The organism is Aeromonas sp. s10, from assembly GCF_040907975.1.
GTDB lineage: Bacteria > Pseudomonadota > Gammaproteobacteria > Enterobacterales > Aeromonadaceae > Aeromonas > Aeromonas caviae.
This window is the reverse complement of sequence record NZ_JBFOCV010000028.1, coordinates 122,033-141,070: the sequence shown is the minus strand read 5'-3', so window position 1 is coordinate 141,070 and position 19,038 is coordinate 122,033. Positions and strand designations below refer to the sequence as shown.

At 62.4% G+C, this 19,038-nt stretch carries 14 protein-coding genes; 3 read left to right on the top strand and 11 right to left on the bottom strand.

Going from position 1 to position 19,038, the window contains the following annotated elements; all coding sequences use genetic code 11:
- The first annotated feature begins 45 nt into the window (after positions 1–45).
- Positions 46–1,563 carry an NADH-quinone oxidoreductase subunit M gene (nuoM, locus tag AB5Y59_RS07360; RefSeq protein ID WP_010675038.1) on the top strand — a complete coding sequence of 506 codons (1,518 nt, stop codon included), beginning with the start codon at positions 46–48 and terminating at the stop codon, positions 1,561–1,563.
- Positions 1,564–1,606: 43 nt separating this feature from the next.
- Positions 1,607–3,070, top strand: a complete 1,464-nt coding sequence (gene nuoN / locus AB5Y59_RS07355) for an NADH-quinone oxidoreductase subunit NuoN (protein ID WP_010675039.1) — start codon at positions 1,607–1,609, stop codon at positions 3,068–3,070.
- Positions 3,071–3,337: 267 nt separating this feature from the next.
- Here the strand turns inward: nuoN and purL are convergent, their stop codons facing one another.
- Entirely contained in the window at positions 3,338–7,231 is a 3,894-nt protein-coding gene (purL, locus tag AB5Y59_RS07350) for a phosphoribosylformylglycinamidine synthase (protein ID WP_368211740.1), read from the bottom strand.
- Between the two features lie 149 nt (positions 7,232–7,380).
- Here purL and mltF point away from each other — a divergent pair, with 149 nt between their 5' ends.
- Positions 7,381–8,874 (top strand): membrane-bound lytic murein transglycosylase MltF, encoded by a 1,494-nt coding sequence (mltF, locus tag AB5Y59_RS07345; protein ID WP_042880710.1) that lies wholly within the window; start codon positions 7,381–7,383, stop codon positions 8,872–8,874.
- A gap of 322 nt (positions 8,875–9,196) precedes the next feature.
- On the opposite strand, the gene AB5Y59_RS07340 is transcribed toward mltF, so the two are convergent.
- The 10 genes from AB5Y59_RS07340 to ndk form a co-directional block, all read right to left on the bottom strand.
- Positions 9,197–9,427 carry a zinc ribbon domain-containing protein gene (locus AB5Y59_RS07340; RefSeq protein ID WP_039038718.1) on the bottom strand — a complete coding sequence of 77 codons (231 nt, stop codon included), beginning with the start codon at positions 9,425–9,427 and terminating at the stop codon, positions 9,197–9,199.
- A 123-nt stretch (positions 9,428–9,550) separates the two neighbouring features.
- Positions 9,551–11,047, bottom strand: coding sequence for a ribosome biogenesis GTPase Der (der, locus tag AB5Y59_RS07335; RefSeq protein WP_010675045.1), 1,497 nt, complete (start codon positions 11,045–11,047; stop codon positions 9,551–9,553).
- Positions 11,048–11,121: 74 nt separating this feature from the next.
- Positions 11,122–12,306 carry an outer membrane protein assembly factor BamB gene (bamB, locus tag AB5Y59_RS07330; RefSeq protein WP_039038719.1) on the bottom strand — a complete coding sequence of 395 codons (1,185 nt, stop codon included), beginning with the start codon at positions 12,304–12,306 and terminating at the stop codon, positions 11,122–11,124.
- Entirely contained in the window at positions 12,299–12,949 is a 651-nt protein-coding gene (locus tag AB5Y59_RS07325; protein WP_319884708.1) for a tetratricopeptide repeat protein, read from the bottom strand. The genes bamB and AB5Y59_RS07325 overlap by 8 nt, the downstream gene beginning before the upstream one ends.
- A gap of 3 nt (positions 12,950–12,952) precedes the next feature.
- A complete protein-coding gene (gene hisS / locus AB5Y59_RS07320; RefSeq protein ID WP_039038721.1) occupies positions 12,953–14,230 on the bottom strand; it encodes a histidine--tRNA ligase in 1,278 nt (425 codons plus the stop codon).
- Between the two features lie 138 nt (positions 14,231–14,368).
- Positions 14,369–15,499, bottom strand: a complete 1,131-nt coding sequence (gene ispG / locus AB5Y59_RS07315; protein WP_010675049.1) for a flavodoxin-dependent (E)-4-hydroxy-3-methylbut-2-enyl-diphosphate synthase — start codon at positions 15,497–15,499, stop codon at positions 14,369–14,371.
- A 10-nt stretch (positions 15,500–15,509) separates the two neighbouring features.
- A complete protein-coding gene (locus tag AB5Y59_RS07310) occupies positions 15,510–16,430 on the bottom strand; it encodes a RodZ domain-containing protein (RefSeq protein WP_368211738.1) in 921 nt (306 codons plus the stop codon).
- A complete protein-coding gene (tapF, locus tag AB5Y59_RS07305; RefSeq protein WP_080768047.1) occupies positions 16,420–17,211 on the bottom strand; it encodes a PilW family type IVa pilus biogenesis/stability lipoprotein TapF in 792 nt (263 codons plus the stop codon). The genes AB5Y59_RS07310 and tapF overlap by 11 nt, the downstream gene beginning before the upstream one ends.
- A gap of 11 nt (positions 17,212–17,222) precedes the next feature.
- On the bottom strand, positions 17,223–18,326 hold the full coding sequence (locus AB5Y59_RS07300) for a bifunctional tRNA (adenosine(37)-C2)-methyltransferase TrmG/ribosomal RNA large subunit methyltransferase RlmN (RefSeq protein WP_041213014.1): 1,104 nt from the start codon (positions 18,324–18,326) through the stop codon (positions 17,223–17,225).
- A gap of 167 nt (positions 18,327–18,493) precedes the next feature.
- Positions 18,494–18,922 carry a nucleoside-diphosphate kinase gene (gene ndk, locus AB5Y59_RS07295; RefSeq protein ID WP_039038725.1) on the bottom strand — a complete coding sequence of 143 codons (429 nt, stop codon included), beginning with the start codon at positions 18,920–18,922 and terminating at the stop codon, positions 18,494–18,496.
- Between the last annotated feature and the right edge of the window lie 116 nt (positions 18,923–19,038).

Genomic DNA, 19,038 nt, shown 5'->3' with positions numbered 1-19,038 from the left:
AGGCTCAGCGCCTGCCCGACTAGAACCTAGATGAGAGCTGATATCGTGACCTTACTCTGGATCTTGCTAATTCCCTTCATCGGCGGCTTGCTCTGCTGGCAGATGGAGCGGCTCGGCGGACAGTTTGTCCGCTGGGTGGCCCTCGCCTCCATGAGCGCCTGTCTGGTGCTCTCCAGCGCCATCTGGCTCGGTGGTGACTTCACCCTCGCCAACCCCGGCCTCCCCGTCTGGGCAGCCGAGTGGCAACAACCCTGGATCCCCCGCTTCGGCATCTCCCTGCACCTCGCCGTGGACGGGCTGTCGCTCCTGATGGTGATCCTCACCAGCTTCATCGGCGTGCTGGCCATCCTCTGTTCCTGGAAGGAGATCGTCCAGCGCATCGGCTTCTTCCACCTGAACCTGCTGTGGATCCTGGGGGGCGTGCTCGGCGTCTTCATGGCGGTGGATCTGTTCCTCTTCTTCTTCTTCTGGGAGATGATGCTGGTGCCGATGTACTTCCTGATTGCGCTCTGGGGCCACTCGGTCACCGATGGCAAGTCGCGCATCAACGCCGCCACCAAGTTCTTCATCTACACCCAGGCGAGCGGCCTCATCATGCTGGTGGCCATCCTGGGCCTGGTACTGACCCACCACGCCGCCACCGGTGTCTTCACCTTCAACTATCAGGAGCTGCTCAACACCCCCATGAGCAGCACGGTACAGTGGCTGCTGATGCTGGGCTTCTTCATCGCCTTCGCGGTCAAGATGCCCCTGGTGCCGCTCCATGGCTGGCTCCCTGATGCCCACAGCCAGGCGCCCACCGCAGGCTCCGTGGACTTGGCGGGCATCTTGCTGAAAACCGCGGCCTACGGCCTGCTGCGCTTCACTCTGCCGCTTTTCCCCGAGGCGTCCGCCGAGTTTGCCCCCTACGCCATGGTGCTCGGCCTCATCGGCATCGTCTATGGCGCCCTGCTGGCCTTTGCCCAGACCGATATCAAGCGGCTGGTTGCCTACACCAGCATCTCCCACATGGGCTTCGTGATGATCGCCATTTACTCCGGCAGCGAGCTCGCCCTGCAAGGGGCAGTGGTACAGATGATTGCCCACGGGCTCTCGGCCGCCGGCCTCTTCATCCTGTGCGGCCAGCTCTACGAGCGCCTGCACACCCGGGATCTGCGCCAGATGGGCGGTCTCTGGGGACGGTTGCGCTACCTGCCCGGCGTGATGCTGTTCTTCTCCGTCGCATCCCTCGGGATGCCGGGGACCGGCAACTTCGTCGGCGAGTTCCTGATCCTCATCGGCAGCTTCCAGGTGGCCCCCGTTATCACCGTCATCGCCACCTTCGGGCTGGTGCTGGCCTCGGTCTACTCCCTCATCATGCTGCAGCGGGCCTGCTTCGGGACGCCCCGGGAGGAGAGCATGCTCAAGGGGCTGGATACCCGGGAACTGACCATGATGCTGACCATCGCCGGCCTCTTGGTGCTGCTCGGTCTCTATCCCCAGCCGGTGCTCGACACCGCCAGCAGCAGCCTCCTGAGCGTGCTGCACTGGTACGCGCTGCCGGGCACGGGGGCGCTGCAATGATGCTTTCTCTTTCGCCTTCCTTGTCCATGTCGGGAGCACTGTCATGACGTTTACTGTTTCTCAACTGCTGGCCCTGCTGCCCCTGTTGCTGACCACGGGGGCCATGGTGGCCCTGATGCTGGCCATCGCCTGGAAGCGCTGTGACGACACCGCCTTCGTGGTCACCATCATCGGCCTCAACCTCGCGCTCTTCTCCCTGCCCATCGTGATGGCCCAAGGGGATCAGGGGGTCACTCCCCTGCTGCAAGTGGACGCTTACGCGGTCTTCTACATGGGGCTGGTGCTCATCGGGGCCCTGGCCACCTGCACCTTCGGTCGCACCTGGCTCAAGGGCTATCCGGACAACCGGGAAGAGTTCTACCTGCTGCTGCTCATCGCCACCGCCGGTGGTCTGGTGCTGGCGGCCTCCCGTCACCTCGCCTCGCTCTTCATCGGGATCGAGATGCTGACCCTGCCCATGTTCGGTCTGGTGGGGTATGCCTATCGCGAGCGGCGCTCGCTGGAAGCCAGCATCAAGTACATGGTGCTCTCCGCCAGTGCCACCGCCTTCCTGCTGTTCGGCATGGCACTGCTCTACGCCCAGGCCGGAAGCCTGAGCTTCAGCGATCTCGGTGTGACCCTGGCCCAGAGCCCGGCTCACCATCCGCTGCTGATGGGGGGCTTTGGCCTGATGCTGGTCGGCTTTGCGTTCAAGTTGTCCCTCGCCCCCTTCCACCTCTGGACCCCGGACGTCTATGAAGGGGCGCCGGCACCGGTGGCCACCTTCCTCGCCACAGTGAGCAAGATAGCGGTGTTCTGCGTGCTGCTGCGCTTCTACCTGGCAGTACCCGCCACCTCGGATCCCATGATCCACTGGCTGCTGGCGGCCATGGCGGTCGTCTCCATCGTGGTCGGCAACCTCCTGGCGCTGATCCAGACCAACATCAAGCGGATGATGGGTTACTCCTCCATCTCCCACTTCGGCTATCTGCTGGCGGTGGTGGTGGCAAGCCGCCTCGGCGAGATGCCGGTGGAAGCGGCGGGTGTCTACCTGCTGATGTACCTGTTCACCAGCCTGGGTGCCTTCGGCGTCATCAGCATGATGTCCAGCCCCTATCGCGGCAAGGATGCGGACTCCCTGCACAGCTATCGCGGTCTGTTCTGGAAGCGCCCCTATCTGACGGCGGTGATGACGGTGATGATGCTCTCGCTGGCCGGTATCCCCATGACGCTGGGCTTCATCGGCAAGTTCTACCTCATCGGCGTCACCGTCGATGCCAAGCTGTGGTGGCTCAGTGGCGCCATCGTGCTCGGCAGTGCCCTGGGGCTCTACTACTACCTGCGGGTCATGGTCACCCTCTACCTGCGTGAACCCGGCATGCAACTGCGCGATGCCAGGGCCGACTGGGCCTTCTCCTCCGGGGGCCTGGTGGTGCTGCTCTCCGCCATTCTGGTGGTATTGCTCGGCATCTACCCCCAGCCCGTCATCAGCCTGGTGCAGGGCTTCCAGCACGTGGTGCTGCGCTAGCCTCAGGTTCAGTTCACACAGCAAAACCGGCCTCCGTGGCCGGTTTTTTATGTCCGCCAAGGCCCGGTCCGGCTTGCTCGTCTGGCAGGCGATACCAGATCGCTCCCCTCAATCCATCCCATATCCTCCAGCAAGCAGCTGGCGGAGCAGCGAGCTGAAGATGGCCTCGCCCCCATCGTGATCGTCTCCTCCTGCCCTCCCCATTCTCAGACCCATGCCCATAAAAAAACCGGCCACTGGGGCCGGTTTTTGGTTTCTTGCTGGCGCTTAACCCAGGCGAACCCGAGCATTGCGGAACATGCGCATCCAAGCGCCATCCTCTCCCCAGTTGTCCGGGTGCCAGGAGTTGGCCACGGTGCGGAACACCCGCTCCGGGTGCGGCATCATGATGGTGGCGCGGCCGTCCGCACTGGTCACCGCGGTGATACCGTCAGGGGAGCCGTTGGGGTTGGCCGGGTATTGCACGGTGACGTTGCCGCGGTTGTCCACGAAACGCAGCCCCACCAGACCGCTCTGTTGCAGCGCAGCCAGGTGAGCGGCATCGCGCACTTCCACGCGCCCTTCCCCGTGGGAGACGGCAATCGGCATCACGGAGCCCGCCATCCCGGCGAAGAAGGCGGACGGGGAGTCCTGCACTTCCACCAGGCTGAAGCGCGCCTCGAAGCGCTCGGAGCGGTTGCGCACGAAGCGCGGCCAGAGATCCGCCCCCGGGATGAGGTCGCGCAGGTTGGACATCATCTGGCAACCGTTGCACACCCCCAGGGAGAGGGTATCGCCGCGCTCGAAGAAGCGCTGGAACTGCTCACGGGCGTTGTCGTTGAACAGGATGGACTTGGCCCAGCCTTCCCCCGCCCCCAGCACGTCCCCGTAGGAGAAGCCGCCACAGGCCACCAGGGTCTGGAAATCTTCCAGCTTGATGCGCCCCTCGAGGATGTCGCTCATGTGCACGTCGACAGCGGTGAAGCCGGCGCGGTCAAAGGCGGCCGCCATCTCCACGTGGGAGTTGACCCCCTGCTCGCGCAGCACCGCCAGACGGGGAGAAACCCCGCGAGCGATATAGGGCGCGGCCACGTCGTCGGACGGGTTGTAGGTGAGCCTGGCCTGCAGACCCGGATCGGTGGCGTCCTGGCGGGCGGCATGCTCCTGATCGGCACACTCCGGGTTGTCACGCAGGCGCTGCATCTGCCAGCTGGTCTCGCCCCAGATGGTGCGAAGGGCGGTGCGGCTGGCGCGATACACTTCGCTGCCGGCACGCTGGAACAGAATGAGGTCGTCTTCGCGCACCGTGCCCAGCACATGGGAGCAGGCTGCCAGACCGTGACCGGCCAGCAGGGTCATCACCGCTTCCTTGTCTTCGCGACGAACCTGGATGACGGCACCCAGCTCCTCGTTGAACAGGGCCGGCAGCAGGTCGCCACCCACGCGGTCGAGCTGGATGTCGAGGCCGCAGTGACCGGCAAACGCCATCTCGGTCAGGGTGACGAAGAGGCCGCCGTCGGAGCGGTCGTGGTAGGCAATCAGCTTGCGATCCGCCACCAGCGCCTGGATGGCGTTGAAGAAGCCCTTGAGCTGGACCGGGTTGTCCAGATCCGGGGCACTTTGCCCAAGCTGGCGGTAAACCTGGGCCAGGGCCGAGGCGCCGAGGCGCTGCTTGCCGTTGCCAAGGTCGATGAGGATAAGGTCGGTCTCACCGAGATCGGTGCGCAGTTGCGGGGTCACGGTATTGCGCACGTCCTCGACCCGGGCAAAGGCGGAGATGAGCAGGGAGAGCGGCGAGGTGACGCTGCGCTCCTCGCCGTCCTGCTGCCAGCGGGTCTTCATGGACATGGAGTCCTTGCCCACCGGGATGGTGATGCCAAGGGCCGGGCAGAGCTCCTCGCCCACCGCTTTCACGGCTTCGTAGAGGCCCGCATCTTCCCCCGGGTGACCGGCGGCAGACATCCAGTTGGCGGAGAGCTTGACCCGCTTGAGGGAGCCGATATTGGCCGGTGCCAGGTTGGTCAGAGCCTCGGCCACCGCCATGCGGGCGGAGGCGGCGTGAGAGAGCAGCGCCACCGGGGTGCGCTCGCCCATGGACATGGCTTCACCGTGGTAGCTGTCGTAGGTCGCGGCGGTGACGGCGCAGTCAGCCACCGGGATCTGCCAGGGGCCGACCATCTGGTCGCGGTTGACGAGGCCCGTTACGGTGCGATCGCCGATGGTGATGAGGAAGGACTTCTCCGCCACGGTCGGCAGGCGCAGCACGCGCTCTGCGGCGTCGCTGAGGGTGATGCCGTCCAGTTGCAGCGCCTTGCCCTGGGCGGGCAGGCTCTGCACGTCGCGGTGCATCTTGGGTGCCTTGCCAAGCAGCACGTCCAGCGGCAGATCGATGGGCTGGTTGTCAAAGTGATCATCAGAGAGAGTGAGATGCTTCTCTTCGGTGGCGGTGCCGATGACGGCATAGGGGGCGCGTTCGCGCTCGCACAGGGCCTTGAACAGAGGCAGCTTGTCCTGGGCCACGGCCAGCACATAGCGCTCCTGGGATTCGTTGCACCAGACTTCCAGCGGGCTCATGCCCGGCTCGTCGTTCGGAATGGCACGCAAGTCGAAGCGACCACCGCGCTCCCCGTCGCTCACCAGCTCCGGCATGGCGTTGGAGAGACCACCGGCGCCCACGTCGTGGATGAAGACAATCGGGTTGTCGTCCCCCAGTTGCCAGCAGCGGTCAATCACTTCCTGGCAGCGACGCTCCATCTCGGGGTTGTCACGCTGCACGGAGGCGAAGTCGAGATCTTCGGCAGACTGACCGGACGCCATGGAGGAGGCTGCGCCGCCACCCAGGCCGATGTTCATGGCCGGACCACCCAGCACGATGAGGGCAGCCCCCACCGGGATCTCCCCTTTCTGGACGTGCTCGCTGCGGATGTTGCCGATACCGCCCGCCAGCATGATGGGCTTGTGGTAGCCGCGCACCTCGACGCCGTTGTGGCTCGGCACCTGCTCTTCGAAGGTACGGAAGTAACCCAGGATGGCAGGGCGACCGAATTCGTTGTTGAAGGCGGCGCCGCCAAGGGGGCCTTCCTGCATGATGTCAAAGGCACTGACGATGCGACTCGGCTTGCCGAAGTCCTGCTCCCAGGGCTGCTCGAAACCGGGGATGCGCAGGTTGGAGACGGAGAAGCCCACCAGGCCCGCCTTGGGCTTGGCGCCACGGCCTGTCGCACCCTCGTCGCGGATTTCGCCGCCGGAGCCGGTGGCGGCACCCGGGAAGGGAGAGATGGCGGTCGGGTGGTTGTGGGTCTCCACCTTCATCAGGATGTCGACACGCTCCTGGTGATACTGGTACTCACCGTTGGCGGGGCTCGGGAAGAAGCGGCCACCCTGGCTGCCTTCCATCACCGCGGCGTTGTCTTTGTAGGCAGACAGGACATGATCCGGCGTCTGCTCGAAGGTGTTCTTGATCATCTTGAACAGCGACTTGGGCTGCTGTTCACCGTCGATGGTCCAGTCGGCGTTGAAGATCTTGTGGCGGCAGTGCTCGGAGTTCGCCTGGGCAAACATGTAGAGCTCGATGTCGTTGGGATTGCGACCCAGCCGGGTGAAGTTGGTCACCAGGTAATCTATTTCGTCATCGGCCAGGGCCAGACCCAGGGTCACGTTGGCCTCTTCCAGGGCGGCGCGACCACCACCCAGCACATCTACCTGGGTAAAGGGGCGCGGCTCGTGGTGAGCAAACAGGGCGGCGGCCTCGTTCATCTCGGCAAAGACCACTTCCATCATGCGATCGTGCAGCAGGGCCGCGATCTCGCTGCGCTGGGCCACGCTCAGCTCACCCTTGGCCTGCACGTAATAGGCAATGCCGCGCTCCAGCCGCTTGACCTGTTTCAGGCCGCAGTTGTGGGCGATGTCGGTTGCTTTGGAAGACCAGGGGGAGATAGTGCCGGGGCGGGGGGTAACGAGGAACAGCTGACCGCTGGGGGTGTGTTCCGGGATGGTCGGGCCGTAGCGCAGAAGCTGGCCCAAGGTCGCTCGCTCGGGGGGCGACAGCGGGCTCGTCAGCTCGGCAAAATGCACGTATTCCGCATAGACGCTTGCTATCTCTACTCCTCTCTGTGCGCAGCTCTGCAGCAGCTTGTGGACACGAAACTCAGACAGTGCTGGGGCACCACGCAAGATTTCCATATACCTTTCTCACCAAGTTTTAGAGTGTGGGGGGATTTGAGACGCGCGTATTATAGGGATCAGGCCCATCCTGAACAAACGTTTTTCTCATCTCGCGCGGTGTGACTCCCTTCATACTCTCTGGTATAAAGGTGCCTCTTTTTTGACAAATGCCGTTTTTTTCAACAAGGGTACTCACCTACTTGCGCTGCATTTTTCGACTGTTCATCGGGATGATGTTGACGCTGGCCCTGGCCGGTTGCGACTTCTACCACCCCTCCAGCCAACTGGAGCAGATCCGCCAGCGAGGCGAGATCCGGGTTGGCACCCTCTATGGCCCCACTTCCTATTACCAGCGTGACGACACCGCACTGGGGTTCGACTACGAGCTGGCGCAGCTTTACGCCGACTGGCTGGGGGTCAAGCTGACCATAGTACCGGCCTACAGCACCGCCGAGCTGGTCGAGCAACTGCAAAAGGGCAAGCTGGATCTCGCCGCCGCCGCCATCGTCGTGACCCCGGAGCGGCGCAAGCTGTTCCGCTTCGGCCCCGGCTTCTACCAGGTCTCCCCCAAGCTGGTCTATCGCAACGGCTCCCCCAGGCCCAAGAACCTCGGTGACATCAAGGGCAGCATAGTGGTGCCGGCGGGCTCCACCGGCGAGGACCTGATGAAGGAGCTGGCCAAGCAGTACCCCAACCTGAAGTGGAGCACCAATCGGGATGCGGACGTGGAAGAGCTGCTCAAGCAGGTGGCCGACGGCAAGGTGGACTACACGGTGGTGCAGGACACCATACTGGCCCGTACCCAGCGCTACTACCCCGAACTCACCGAGGGCTTGACCCTCGCCAGCAAGCAGACCGTGGCCTGGGCCATGACCAAGCTGCCCGACGACAGCCTCTACGCCAGCATCATCGACTTCTTCGGTCAGCGCTTCATGGATGGCGCCATCGCCAAGCTCGACGAGAAGTACTTCGGCCACGTGCAGAACTTCGACTTCGTCGACACCCGTACCTTCCTACAACGGGCCAAGAGCCTGCTGCCCAAGTACCAGGCGCTGTTCCAGACCCACGCCAAGGATATCGACTGGCGGCTGCTGGCCGCCATCAGCTATCAGGAATCCCACTGGGATCCCCAGGCACGCTCCTACACCGGAGTGCGCGGCATGATGATGCTCACCGGCCCGACCGCCAAGGCTATGGGGGTAAACGATCGCACCCACCCGGAAGAGAGCATCAAAGGGGGCGCCCGCTACCTGCAGGAGATGATGGCGAAGGTGCCCGACTCGGTCCCGGCGGACGAGAAAGTGTGGTTTGCCCTCACCGCCTACAACATCGGCTACGGCCACATGATGGATGCCCGCCGCCTGACCAAGGAGCTGGGCAAGAATCCGGACGCCTGGAGCGACGTGAAAGAGGTGCTGCCCCTGTTGCAACAGTCACGCTGGCATCGCAAGGTGCGCTATGGCTATGCCCGTGGCGGCGAGGCGCGCAACTATGTCAACAACGTGCGCCAGTACTACCAGAGCCTGCTCTGGCTCGACAATGAACAGCAGAAGGCCCATCGTCGGGAGGAGCTGGACGAGGACGACAGCAGCGAGCCGGACGTGCCGGCACAGCGTCCGGCCATCATCGCCGAAGTGGTCAAACAGATCATCACCCCCTAGCCTCGCCAGGGGTGTGTTTTCCTGCCCTGTTCTCTGTTACCATCCTTGGGTATACGAGGGGCGCTGGAGCGAACTTATTGCAATGTATTCATTGCGTTGCAGTTCCTGCCAAGGGCCCTTTCGGCCCCACGCAAGACCAGGGAGGAGAACAGGATGCGAGCACGCAGAAGAGCCATATTGGCCCGAAAAACCAAATGTGCCTGGAGCCCGAGACGCAAGCTCAAGCTGGCCGACATGAAACGCAAGATCTGGCACAGAAACCGCTCCTTCACGCTGCTGATAGCGGAGCACACAGTATAAACCCGGCATCAGCCGGGTTTTTTTATGCCTTGTCAGGCTGCGCCTCAAATAGAACGGTGCGCTTGGAGACCAGGGTGTTGCAGTGGTTGCAAAAATAATCTACCGCGCCGCAAGCCCGAAGCCGCTCCAGCTCCTGCCCGCAGGCAGGACACAGGGCCCGGATGCGATAACGGGCCTGACACTGGCCACACGTCGTCTCGCGGCTGCGGCTGTCCAGTTCGCCCTGACAGGCAGGGCAGGTCAGCGTGTTCATTCTCTTCTCGACTCCTCTTTACGTCACTGTGCACCGGCGTCACTCGCAGCCCCTCCCCTGGTTTGTCTGCCTTGAGGAGGGCCATCAAGAAAAACGGCTGCCGGTAAGGGCAGCCGCAGGGCTTTATTTCTTCGCTTTGGCCTTGAGCAGGCGCTTGCGCTGGCGTTCCTGGCTCAGGGTCAGGGTGTTCTTCTTGCCCTCGAACGGGTTGACCGACTCCTGGAACTCCACCCGGATCGGCGTCCCCATGATCTTCAACGACTTGCGGAAGTAGTTGATGAGGTAGCGCTTGTAGGAGTCCGGCAGGTCATTCAACTGGTTGCCGTGGATCACGATGCGCGGCGGGTTGTAGCCACCGGCGTGGGCATACTTCAGCTTGACCCGGCGACCATTCACCATGGGCGGCTGGTGATCTTCCTGGGCCATCTGCATGATGCGGGTCAGCATGGCGGTGCTGGTGCGGCGGGTCGCGGACTCGTAAGCCTCGTTGATGGATTCGAACAGGTGACCGACGCCACTGCCGTGCAGGGCGGAGATGAAGTGCACCCGGGCGAAGTCGATGAAGCCCAGGCGTCTGTCCAGCTCGTTCTTGACGTCCTCTTTCACCTTCTGATCCAGGCCGTCCCACTTGTTGACCACCAGTACCACGGAGCGGCCGCTGTTGAGCACGAAGCCGAGGATGCTCAAGTCCTGATCCGTGATGGTCTCCCGGGCGTCAATGACCAGCAGGCAGACGTTGGCATCTTCAATCGCCTTGAGCGTCTTGATGACGGAGAACTTCTCCACCGTCTCGTGCACCTTGCCACGGCGACGCACGCCGGCGGTGTCGATGACCACGTATTTCTGATCGTCGCGCTCCATGGGGATGTAGACGGAGTCGCGGGTGGTCCCCGGCATGTCGTAGACGATGACCCGATCTTCACCCAGCATGCGGTTGGTCAGGGTCGACTTGCCGACGTTGGGACGACCGACGATAGCAAATTTGATGGGCAGGTCGGCGAACGGCGTCTCCTTGGTATCTTCCCGGGTGTCGAGCTCACCGGCAGCCACCATGCGCAGCAGGGCCTCTTCGTCGAACTCCTCCAGCTCCTCTTCCTCTTGTGCCTCGGTGGCAGAGCCGACCAGGGTCTCGAGGTGGGGGGCCAGGGCCAGCTCCAGCAGGCTCAGTACGCCACGGCCGTGGGCGGCCGCCATCTGGTAGACCTCGCCCAGGGCCAGACCGTAGAACTCGGACACCGCGGAGTCACCGTCGATGCCGTCGGTCTTGTTGGCCACCAGAAACACCTTCTTGTGGGTCTTGCGCAGGTGCTCGGCGATGGCCTGATCCGCCGCGGTGAGACCGGCACGGGCATCCACCATGAAGAGCACCACATCGGCCTCTTCGATGGCCAGCAGGGACTGCTCGGCCATCTTCAGCTCGATCCCCTCCTCGGTGCCATCGATACCGCCGGTATCGACCACGATAAATTCCAGCTCGCCCAGCTTCGCCTGGCCATATTTGCGGTCCCGGGTCAAGCCGGGGAAGTCGGCAACCAGGGCATCCCGGGTACGGGTCAGGCGGTTAAACAGGGTGGATTTCCCCACGTTGGGGCGGCCCACCAGGGCAACTACAGGAGTCATAAAAGCCTCATTCTCAAGACGACAAAGGCTCCGGGTCCGAAGACCAGGAGCCGGATATTCACATTATCGGACGATCAAGGACGCTTGAGGGCGTACAACTTGCCGTCACGGCTCTGCACATACAGGGTGTCACCCTCCACCAGCGGAGCGGCATAGAGACCACTGCTGTCGAGCTGCTGCATGGCCTTGATGGTCCCGTCGGTACGGTCCAGCCAATACAGGTAACCTTCCACATCGCCGACCACCACATAGTCACCCAGGATGACGGGGGCGGTCACGGTGCGGTTTTCCAGCTGGGTGTTGGACCACAGCTCGAGACCGTTGCGACGATCGACCGCAAACAGATGGCTGCGGCTGTCGGTCAGCACGATGGCATTGCCGGTCACCGCCATGTCGCGATAACCGGAATACTTGCGCTTCCACACTTCGTCGCCGCTCATCAGCTTGCGCGCCATCAACTGACCGTTGTAGGCGATGGCGTAGAGCTCATCACCGGCAATCAGCGGGCTGGCATCGACGTCCACCATCCGATCCAGTTCGGTGGCGCCGCGCGGGTCAGCCACCTTGGATTGACGCACAGGCTGGCCGTTGCTCAGCAGGGCGATGCCCACCTTGCCATCGGCGCGGCCATAGATGACGGCACCGTTGGTGATGATGGGGGCGCCGGCACTGCGCAGGGTCAGGGGCGGTTGCTCTTCGGACAGGGTCCACTGCAGCTTGCCCTCGTCGGTATCGAGCGCCACCAGGCGACCGGAGGTGGTCAGCACCACCACGCGGCCATCCTCGACGGCGGGGCTCGCCACCACTTCCCCCGGCACCGTGGTCTGCCACAGCACTTCGCCGTTGGCCTCGTTCAGGGCGTAGACCACCCCGTTTTCGGACCCGAGGAACAGCTTGCCGTAGCGGGAAACCAGGCCGCCGGAGAGACGGGCGCTGCGCTTGTCGGCGTTGATGGGCAGATCTGCCAGATCCACGCTCCACAGCTCCTTGCCGCTCTCGCGCTCGAAGGCGGTCACATCGCCATCGCGGGCCGCTGCATAGATGCGGTCCTCTTCCACCACCGGCTTGAGCTGGGAGTAGAAGTTGCCGATGCCATCCCCGACCGAGGAGGACCAGGCGGTATCGGCAGTGAACGCGGACTCGACCTTGGGCAGGGGCGCCATGGGGTTGAGATCCTCTTCCGAACTGAACAGGGAGCACCCCTGCAAGGCGAAGGAGACAGCCACCCCCAGCGCCATTCGCTTGTACAGATTACGCATCCGGAGCCTCGCCCGCAGTGACGGCTGGCAGCGCCAGATCATCCATCTTCAGCTTGAGTTCGGCGCTGCTCTGCAGGCCGCCGGCATCCGCCGCTGCCTGATAGGCATCACGCGCTTCTTCGGCCTTGCCCTGCTTTTGCAGGATGTCGCCGCGCACTTCCGCCACCTGGGCCTTGAAGGCGTCGTTGTTGATCTTGCCAAGCTGGGCCAGGGCCTCGTCAGCCTTGCCCTGATCGCTCAGGACCCGGGCCAGACGCAGGGCGGCGATGGGCTTGATGCTGTCATCGCCACTGGCGGCCACCTGGGTCAGCTGCTCGGCAGCCAGATCCAGCTTGCCCGCCTTGACGGCGGCCGCGGCCAGTTGTAGGGCAGCCAGCTCGGCATAGGCGTCACCCTTGTGAGCGGTAATGAAGCTCTTTGCCTGCTCCAGGGCGGCGTCGTCCCCCCTGGCCAGCTGGGCGGTCATCTCGTTGTAAGCCTGGGAGGCGGCTTCCTGGTTGTTCTGCTGCATCTCGTTGTAGTAGCGCCAGCCAAAGAGGCCGACCAGACCGATAACAGTTCCTGCGATCACCGAGGTGCCGTTCTCTTTCCACCAGCTCTTGATGACCTCAACCTGTTGTTCTTCAGTGGTATACACTTCCACAGCTTACTCTCCTTTCGCTGCCAGCAGGGCGATGGCGGCATCGACCGAGACGGTCTGTTGCTCGGCCTGGCCACGCAGATATTTGATGGTGATCTCCCCGCTTTGCACCTCGGTCTCCCCAAGGATCAGGGCAATGGCCGCGCCGCTCTTGTCGGCACGCTTGAGTTGTTTCTTGAAGTTGCCGCCGCCGCAGTGGCTCATGAGGCGCAAGTCCGGCAGAGCATCGCGCAGGCGCTCGGCCAGGGCAAAGCCAGCCTGCTCGGTCCCCTCACCCACCATGCAGAGATAGACATCCACCGCCGGGCGGATGTCAGCATTGAGTTCGAGGGTTTCAAGCATCAGCACCAGACGCTCCATGCCCATGGCAAAGCCCACCGCCGGGGTCGGCTGGCCACCGAGCTGCTCCACCAGGCCGTCGTAGCGACCACCGGCACAGACGGTGCCCTGGGCCCCCAGGCTGTTGGTCACCCACTCGAACACGGTCAGGTTGTAGTAGTCGAGGCCGCGCACCAGACGCTCGTTCACCTCGAACTGGATGCCGGCCGCCGTGAGCAGGCGCTTGAGCCCTTCGAAGTGAGCCAGGCTCTCTTCGCCCAGGTGGTCGAACAGACGGGGGGCACCCGCCAGGATGGCCTGCACTTTTTCGTCCTTGGAGTCGAGCACCCGCAGGGGGTTGCTGTACATGCGGCGCTGGCTCTCTTCGTCCAACTCGCTCTTGTACTGTTCCAGATAGGCGACCAGGGCATCGCGATAGGCGGCACGTTCGCTGCTCTGACCGAGGGTGTTGAGCTGCAGGGTGACGTGATCGCTGATGCCGAACAGACGCCACAGGCGGTGAGTCAGCATGATGAGCTCGGCATCGATGTCCGGCCCGTTGATGCCGAACAGCTCGACCCCGAACTGGTGGAACTGGCGATAGCGACCTTTCTGGGGACGCTCGTGACGGAACATGGGGCCCATGTACCACATCCGGCGTTCCTGGTTGTAAAGCAGACCGTGCTCGATGCCGGCACGCACACAACTGGCGGTCCCTTCCGGACGCAGGCTCAGGCTGTCGCCGTTGCGGTCTTCAAAGGTGTACATCTCTTTTTCGACCACGTCGGTCACTTCACCGATGGCACGCTTGAACAGATGGGTCTGCTCGACGATGGGCATGCGCACTTCGCTGTAGCCATAGCTGGCCACGACCTGGCGCAGGATCTGTTCTACTTTCTGCCATACCGGGCTCTGCTCCGGCAGGCAATCATTCATACCGCGAATAGCTTGGATCTGTTTTGCCACGTTGATACTCGAGAAAAAGAGGTAAAATTTGGCCGCATTATAGGGATTTTCGACCCCGAGGTAAAATCGGGTGCCCGGATGCGGGATGTAAAATCAACAACCTAAAGCCGGGGCCACCCCAGGTGGCCCCGTCATGGTTCAACCTTTGTCCACCTGGATCTGGTTGGCCGGATCCAGCATGGCGGCCCGGGCACGGATGCGACGCTCCAGAGTCGGGATCAAATCCTTGTTGTCGAGCCGGTCGACCCGCTGGCCCCCCTCGTAGAAGGCACTCTTGTTGGCGGCGCCCGCAAGGCCGAGATCGGAAACCAGCGCCTCCCCTGGACCGTTCACCACACAGCCGATGATGGAGACATCCATCGGGGTGATGATGTCTTCGAGCCGCTCTTCCAGGGCGTTGACCGTGCCGATGACGTCGAACTCCTGACGGGAGCAGGAGGGACAGGCGATGAAGTTGATGCCGCGGGAACGGATGCGCAGGGACTTGAGGATGTCGAAGCCCACCTTCACCTCTTCCACCGGATCGGCGGCCAGGGAGATGCGCAGGGTGTCGCCAATCCCTTCGCTCAGCAACATGCCAAGGCCGATGGCGGACTTGACCGCGCCGGCGCGAAAACCGCCCGCTTCCGTGATGCCCAGATGCAGGGGTTGATCGATCTGCTTGGCCAGCAGGCGATAGGCACCGACCGCCAGGAAGACATCGGACGCCTTGACGCTCACCTTGAAGTTCTGGAAGTCGAGGCGATCCAGGTAATCCACGTGGCGCATGGCGGACTCCAGCAGCGCCTCCGGGGTCGGCTCGCCGTATTTCTCCTGGAGATCACGCTCAAGGGAACCGCCGTTGACGCCGATGCGGATGGGGATGTTGTAGTGACGGGCACAATCCACCACCGCACGCACCCGCTCTTCGTTGCCGATGTTGCCCGGGTTGATGCGCAGGCAGTCGGCCCCGTACTCGGCCACTTTGAGGGCGATGCGGTAGTCGAAGTGGATGTCGGCCACAATGGGGATGCGGGTCTGCTGTTTGATGAGCTTGAACGCTTCCGCCGCCTCCATGGTGGGGACGGAGACCCGGACGATGTCGGCGCCGACCCGCTCGATCCGCTGGATCTGCTCGACGGTAGCGGCCACGTCCGTGGTCTTGGTGTTGGTCATGGTCTGTACCGTGATGGGGGCATCGCCCCCAACCGGTACGTTGCCGACCATAATCTGTCTGGATTTGCGACGAACGATGGGTGATTCGTGTGCGGGCTTTTCGTGAACAGACATGGCGGACTGATTACTCCTGCGGCAGTGTGAAGCGGGCAGTCCGGCCGTTGTTGTAACGGCTCATGTCGAAGGACTTGCCCTGATATTCGAGATTGACCGCCATGGGCGCGCCAATGATGAATCTGAGTGGCTCGGGTCCTTCCAGTACCAGTTCGTCGTTCGCCTTCTTCAGACCGCTGAACAGGGTCTTGCCGTTGGCATCCTTGACGTCCAGCCAGCAATCGGCGGTGAAGCTCATCTTGAGCTGGGGCGCCTTGGCGGACTCGGTGGTCGTGCTCTCGGCAGTCGAGACCGCACCGGAAACGTCCGTCGGGACGGCTGCGCTGGCATCCGTAGCGACCACAGGCAGGGTCGCGGTGGCACCGCTCACCACAACCTGGGTGGACACGGCATCGGACGCTGCGGGCAGCACGGGCTCGGCGACCTCCACGGCGGGGGCAACATTCGCTTCCGGCGTATTGACGGTCGCGCTCATCTCGGTCGCCGCCAGGGCGTCGTCACCGGCGGAGCGGCGCGCCGTGCTCTGCCACCACCAGGCGACGGAGAGCCCGATCAGCACCAGGATCACCAGCCAGGTAACCACCTTGAGCCGGCTGTCATTGGCCTGCTGGCGGGAGCGACGGGAGAAGCTCTGCATGTCGATGTTGTCGGGGGGAGTCAGCCCCAGCTTTTCGTAGGCGGCGAGGATGGTCTCCTCGGGGATGCCCACGAGCTTGGCATAGGCCCGCAGATAGCCACGAATGAAGGTATGGGACGTGTGCTTGTCATAGGTATCCGCTTCGATGGCGGCGATCAGGGTCAGACGAAGGTGAATGCGGGACGCAACCTGTTCCCGGGTCCAGCCGAGCTGTTCACGGGCGTTGCGCAGCAGCTGGCCTGGGCCCGCTGCCTGGGAGTCGTCTTGGAAATCGTGTGGCTGTTCAGTAGTCATTGGCTAAGTAACGCTTGGCTTGTTGCGAAGTGGGATATTGCCTTACCAGCTCAGTCCCGAATTGGTGAAGTAATGCCGGTTTGTCCATGGCCTGGGCCAGCCGCAGCCGGAGCCAGAGGCTCTCCTCGTTCTCCTCTGCCACATCGGCAAAGCGCGCGAGGTAAGACTGGACATCAGGAAGCTTGCCATCTTTCATGGAAAGCTCGGCCATGTCCAGCAATAACCTAGGATTGCGGGGATTATACCCCAAGGCCAGACGATAATACTCGCCAGCCTTGTCATTTCTGTGATTTTGCATCGAGCAGAGCGCCGCATTCTCGTAGGTATCGGCGATCTTCACGTAATCGGGCTGGCTGACGGCCTGCAAGAACGCCTTTTCCGCTTCGTCGAAGCGGCCACGGTTGCAGAGGAAGGCGCCATAGTTGTTCATCGCGTCAGCATTGGACGGATCCATGGCCAGCGCTTTCTTGTAGCTCGCCTCGGCGGCCTTGAAATCCGACACCTGCTGGTAGAAATAGGCAAAACCGATGTAGACCTGAGGATTGTTGGGATCGTACTGAAGGGCGCGGTCGAGATTGAATTTGGCCTGCTCGGCATTGCCCTGGCGCAGATACTGGATACCCAGATCGAGACGAGTCTGGGCGGCGGCCTTGAGGTCGGGGCCCACTTCACGTTGGGTCGAATTCTGGCCAGCGTAAGTGGTCTCTGTGACACAGCCTGGCAGCGCACAGAGCGCTGCCACTACGATCAATGTACGGATATCCATTTCCTGTCTATACAATGGCTTAGGAGTTAAACCATTTTGACGGAAATCCCATCCTGTTGCATCCGATTTTTCATGGTGCGCTTGGTGCGGTCAATCACCTCCCCCACCAGCTGCCCACAGGCGGCGTCGATGTCGTCACCACGGGTCTTGCGCACGATGACGGTCAGGCCGTATTCCATCAGCACCTTGGAGAAACGGTCGATACGGCTGTTGCTCGGCTTGCCAAACGGGTTGCCCGGGAAGGGGTTGAACGGGATCAGGTTGATCTTGCAAGGGGTTTCCTTGAGGACCTTGGCCAGCTCATGGGCATGCTGCATGTCGTCGTTGATGTGATCGAGCAGCACATACTCCACGGTCACCCGGCCGCCGTTGGCGTTGGACTTGGCCAGATAGCGGCGTACCCCGGCAAGGAAGGACTCGATGTTGTACTTGTCGTTGATCGGCATGATCTCGGAACGCAACTGGTCGTTCGGTGCATGCAGGGAGATGGCCAGGGCAACGTCGATCTGGTCCCCCAGCATGTCCAGCGCCGGCACCACACCGGAGGTGGAGAGAGTGACGCGGCGCTTGGAGATGCTGAAGCCGAAGTCATCCATCATCAGCTTCATGGCAGGTACCACGTTGGCGAGGTTGAGCAGCGGCTCACCCATGCCCATCATCACCACGTTGGTGATGGGGCGTTTGCCGCCCACCACTTTGGCGGCACGCCACACCTGGCCGATGATCTCGGAGACTTTCAGGTTGCGGTTGAAGCCTTGCTGGGCGGTGGAGCAGAAGGTGCACGCCAGGGCACAACCCACCTGGGAGGAGACGCACAGGGTAGCGCGGTCCGCTTCCGGAATGTAGACGGTCTCCACCTCCTGATCGCCCACCTGCAGCGCCCATTTGATGGTGCCATCGGCGGAGCGCTGTTCACGGCTGATCTCGGGGGCACGGATCTCGGCAATGGCCTTGAGCCGCTCGCGCAGCGCCTTGTTGACGTTGCTCATCTGATCGAAATCATCACAACCGAAGTGATAGATCCACTTCATTATCTGGTCTGCCCGGAACGGCTTCTCGCCCAACTCGACGAAGAAGGCACGCATGGCATCCCGGTCGAGATCCAGCAGGTTGGTTTTTGTTTCGCTCATCAGGGGCCTCAGCTCACACACTTCATAAATTATCGGCTGACCTACGTCAGGGGGCGGCATTGTACAAATAATGGGTCTGGCTTTCCACCTGGAGAATAAGTGGATATTGGCAGGATGACCAAAAAACAAAAGGGAGCCGAAGCTCCCTTGGTCACCAGCAGACAACATCAGCCGCGCGGGCAGATCTCGTCGTCGGAGAAGAAGTAGGCGATTTCACGGGCGGCAGAGGCCGGGGCATCGGAGCCATGGACGGCGTTGCGATCGATGCTCTCGGCGTAGCAGGCGCGCAGGGTGCCGGCCAGCGCCTCTTTCGGGTTGGTGGCGCCCATGATTTCACGGTGACGGCGGATGGCGTCTTCACCTTCCAGCACCTGTACCATGACGGGGCCAGAGGTCATGAAACCGACCAGAGCATCATAAAACGGCTTGCCCTGGTGCTCGGCGTAGAAACCGGCGGCCTGTTCGCTGGTCAGGTGCAGCATCTTGGCGGCAACCACTTTCAGACCGGCGCTTTCGAAGCGGCTGTAAATGGCACCAATCAGGTTCTTGCTGACCGCATCCGGCTTGACGATGGAGAAGGTACGTTCGATAGCCATTGAGTTCTTTCCTTAACTACAGAGTTTTATTGTAGGAATCCATGTTCGGCGGCGATTATACGTAAACAAAAAACGAAATAACACACAAAAAATCAACTTTTTGTTAAACAAAAGAA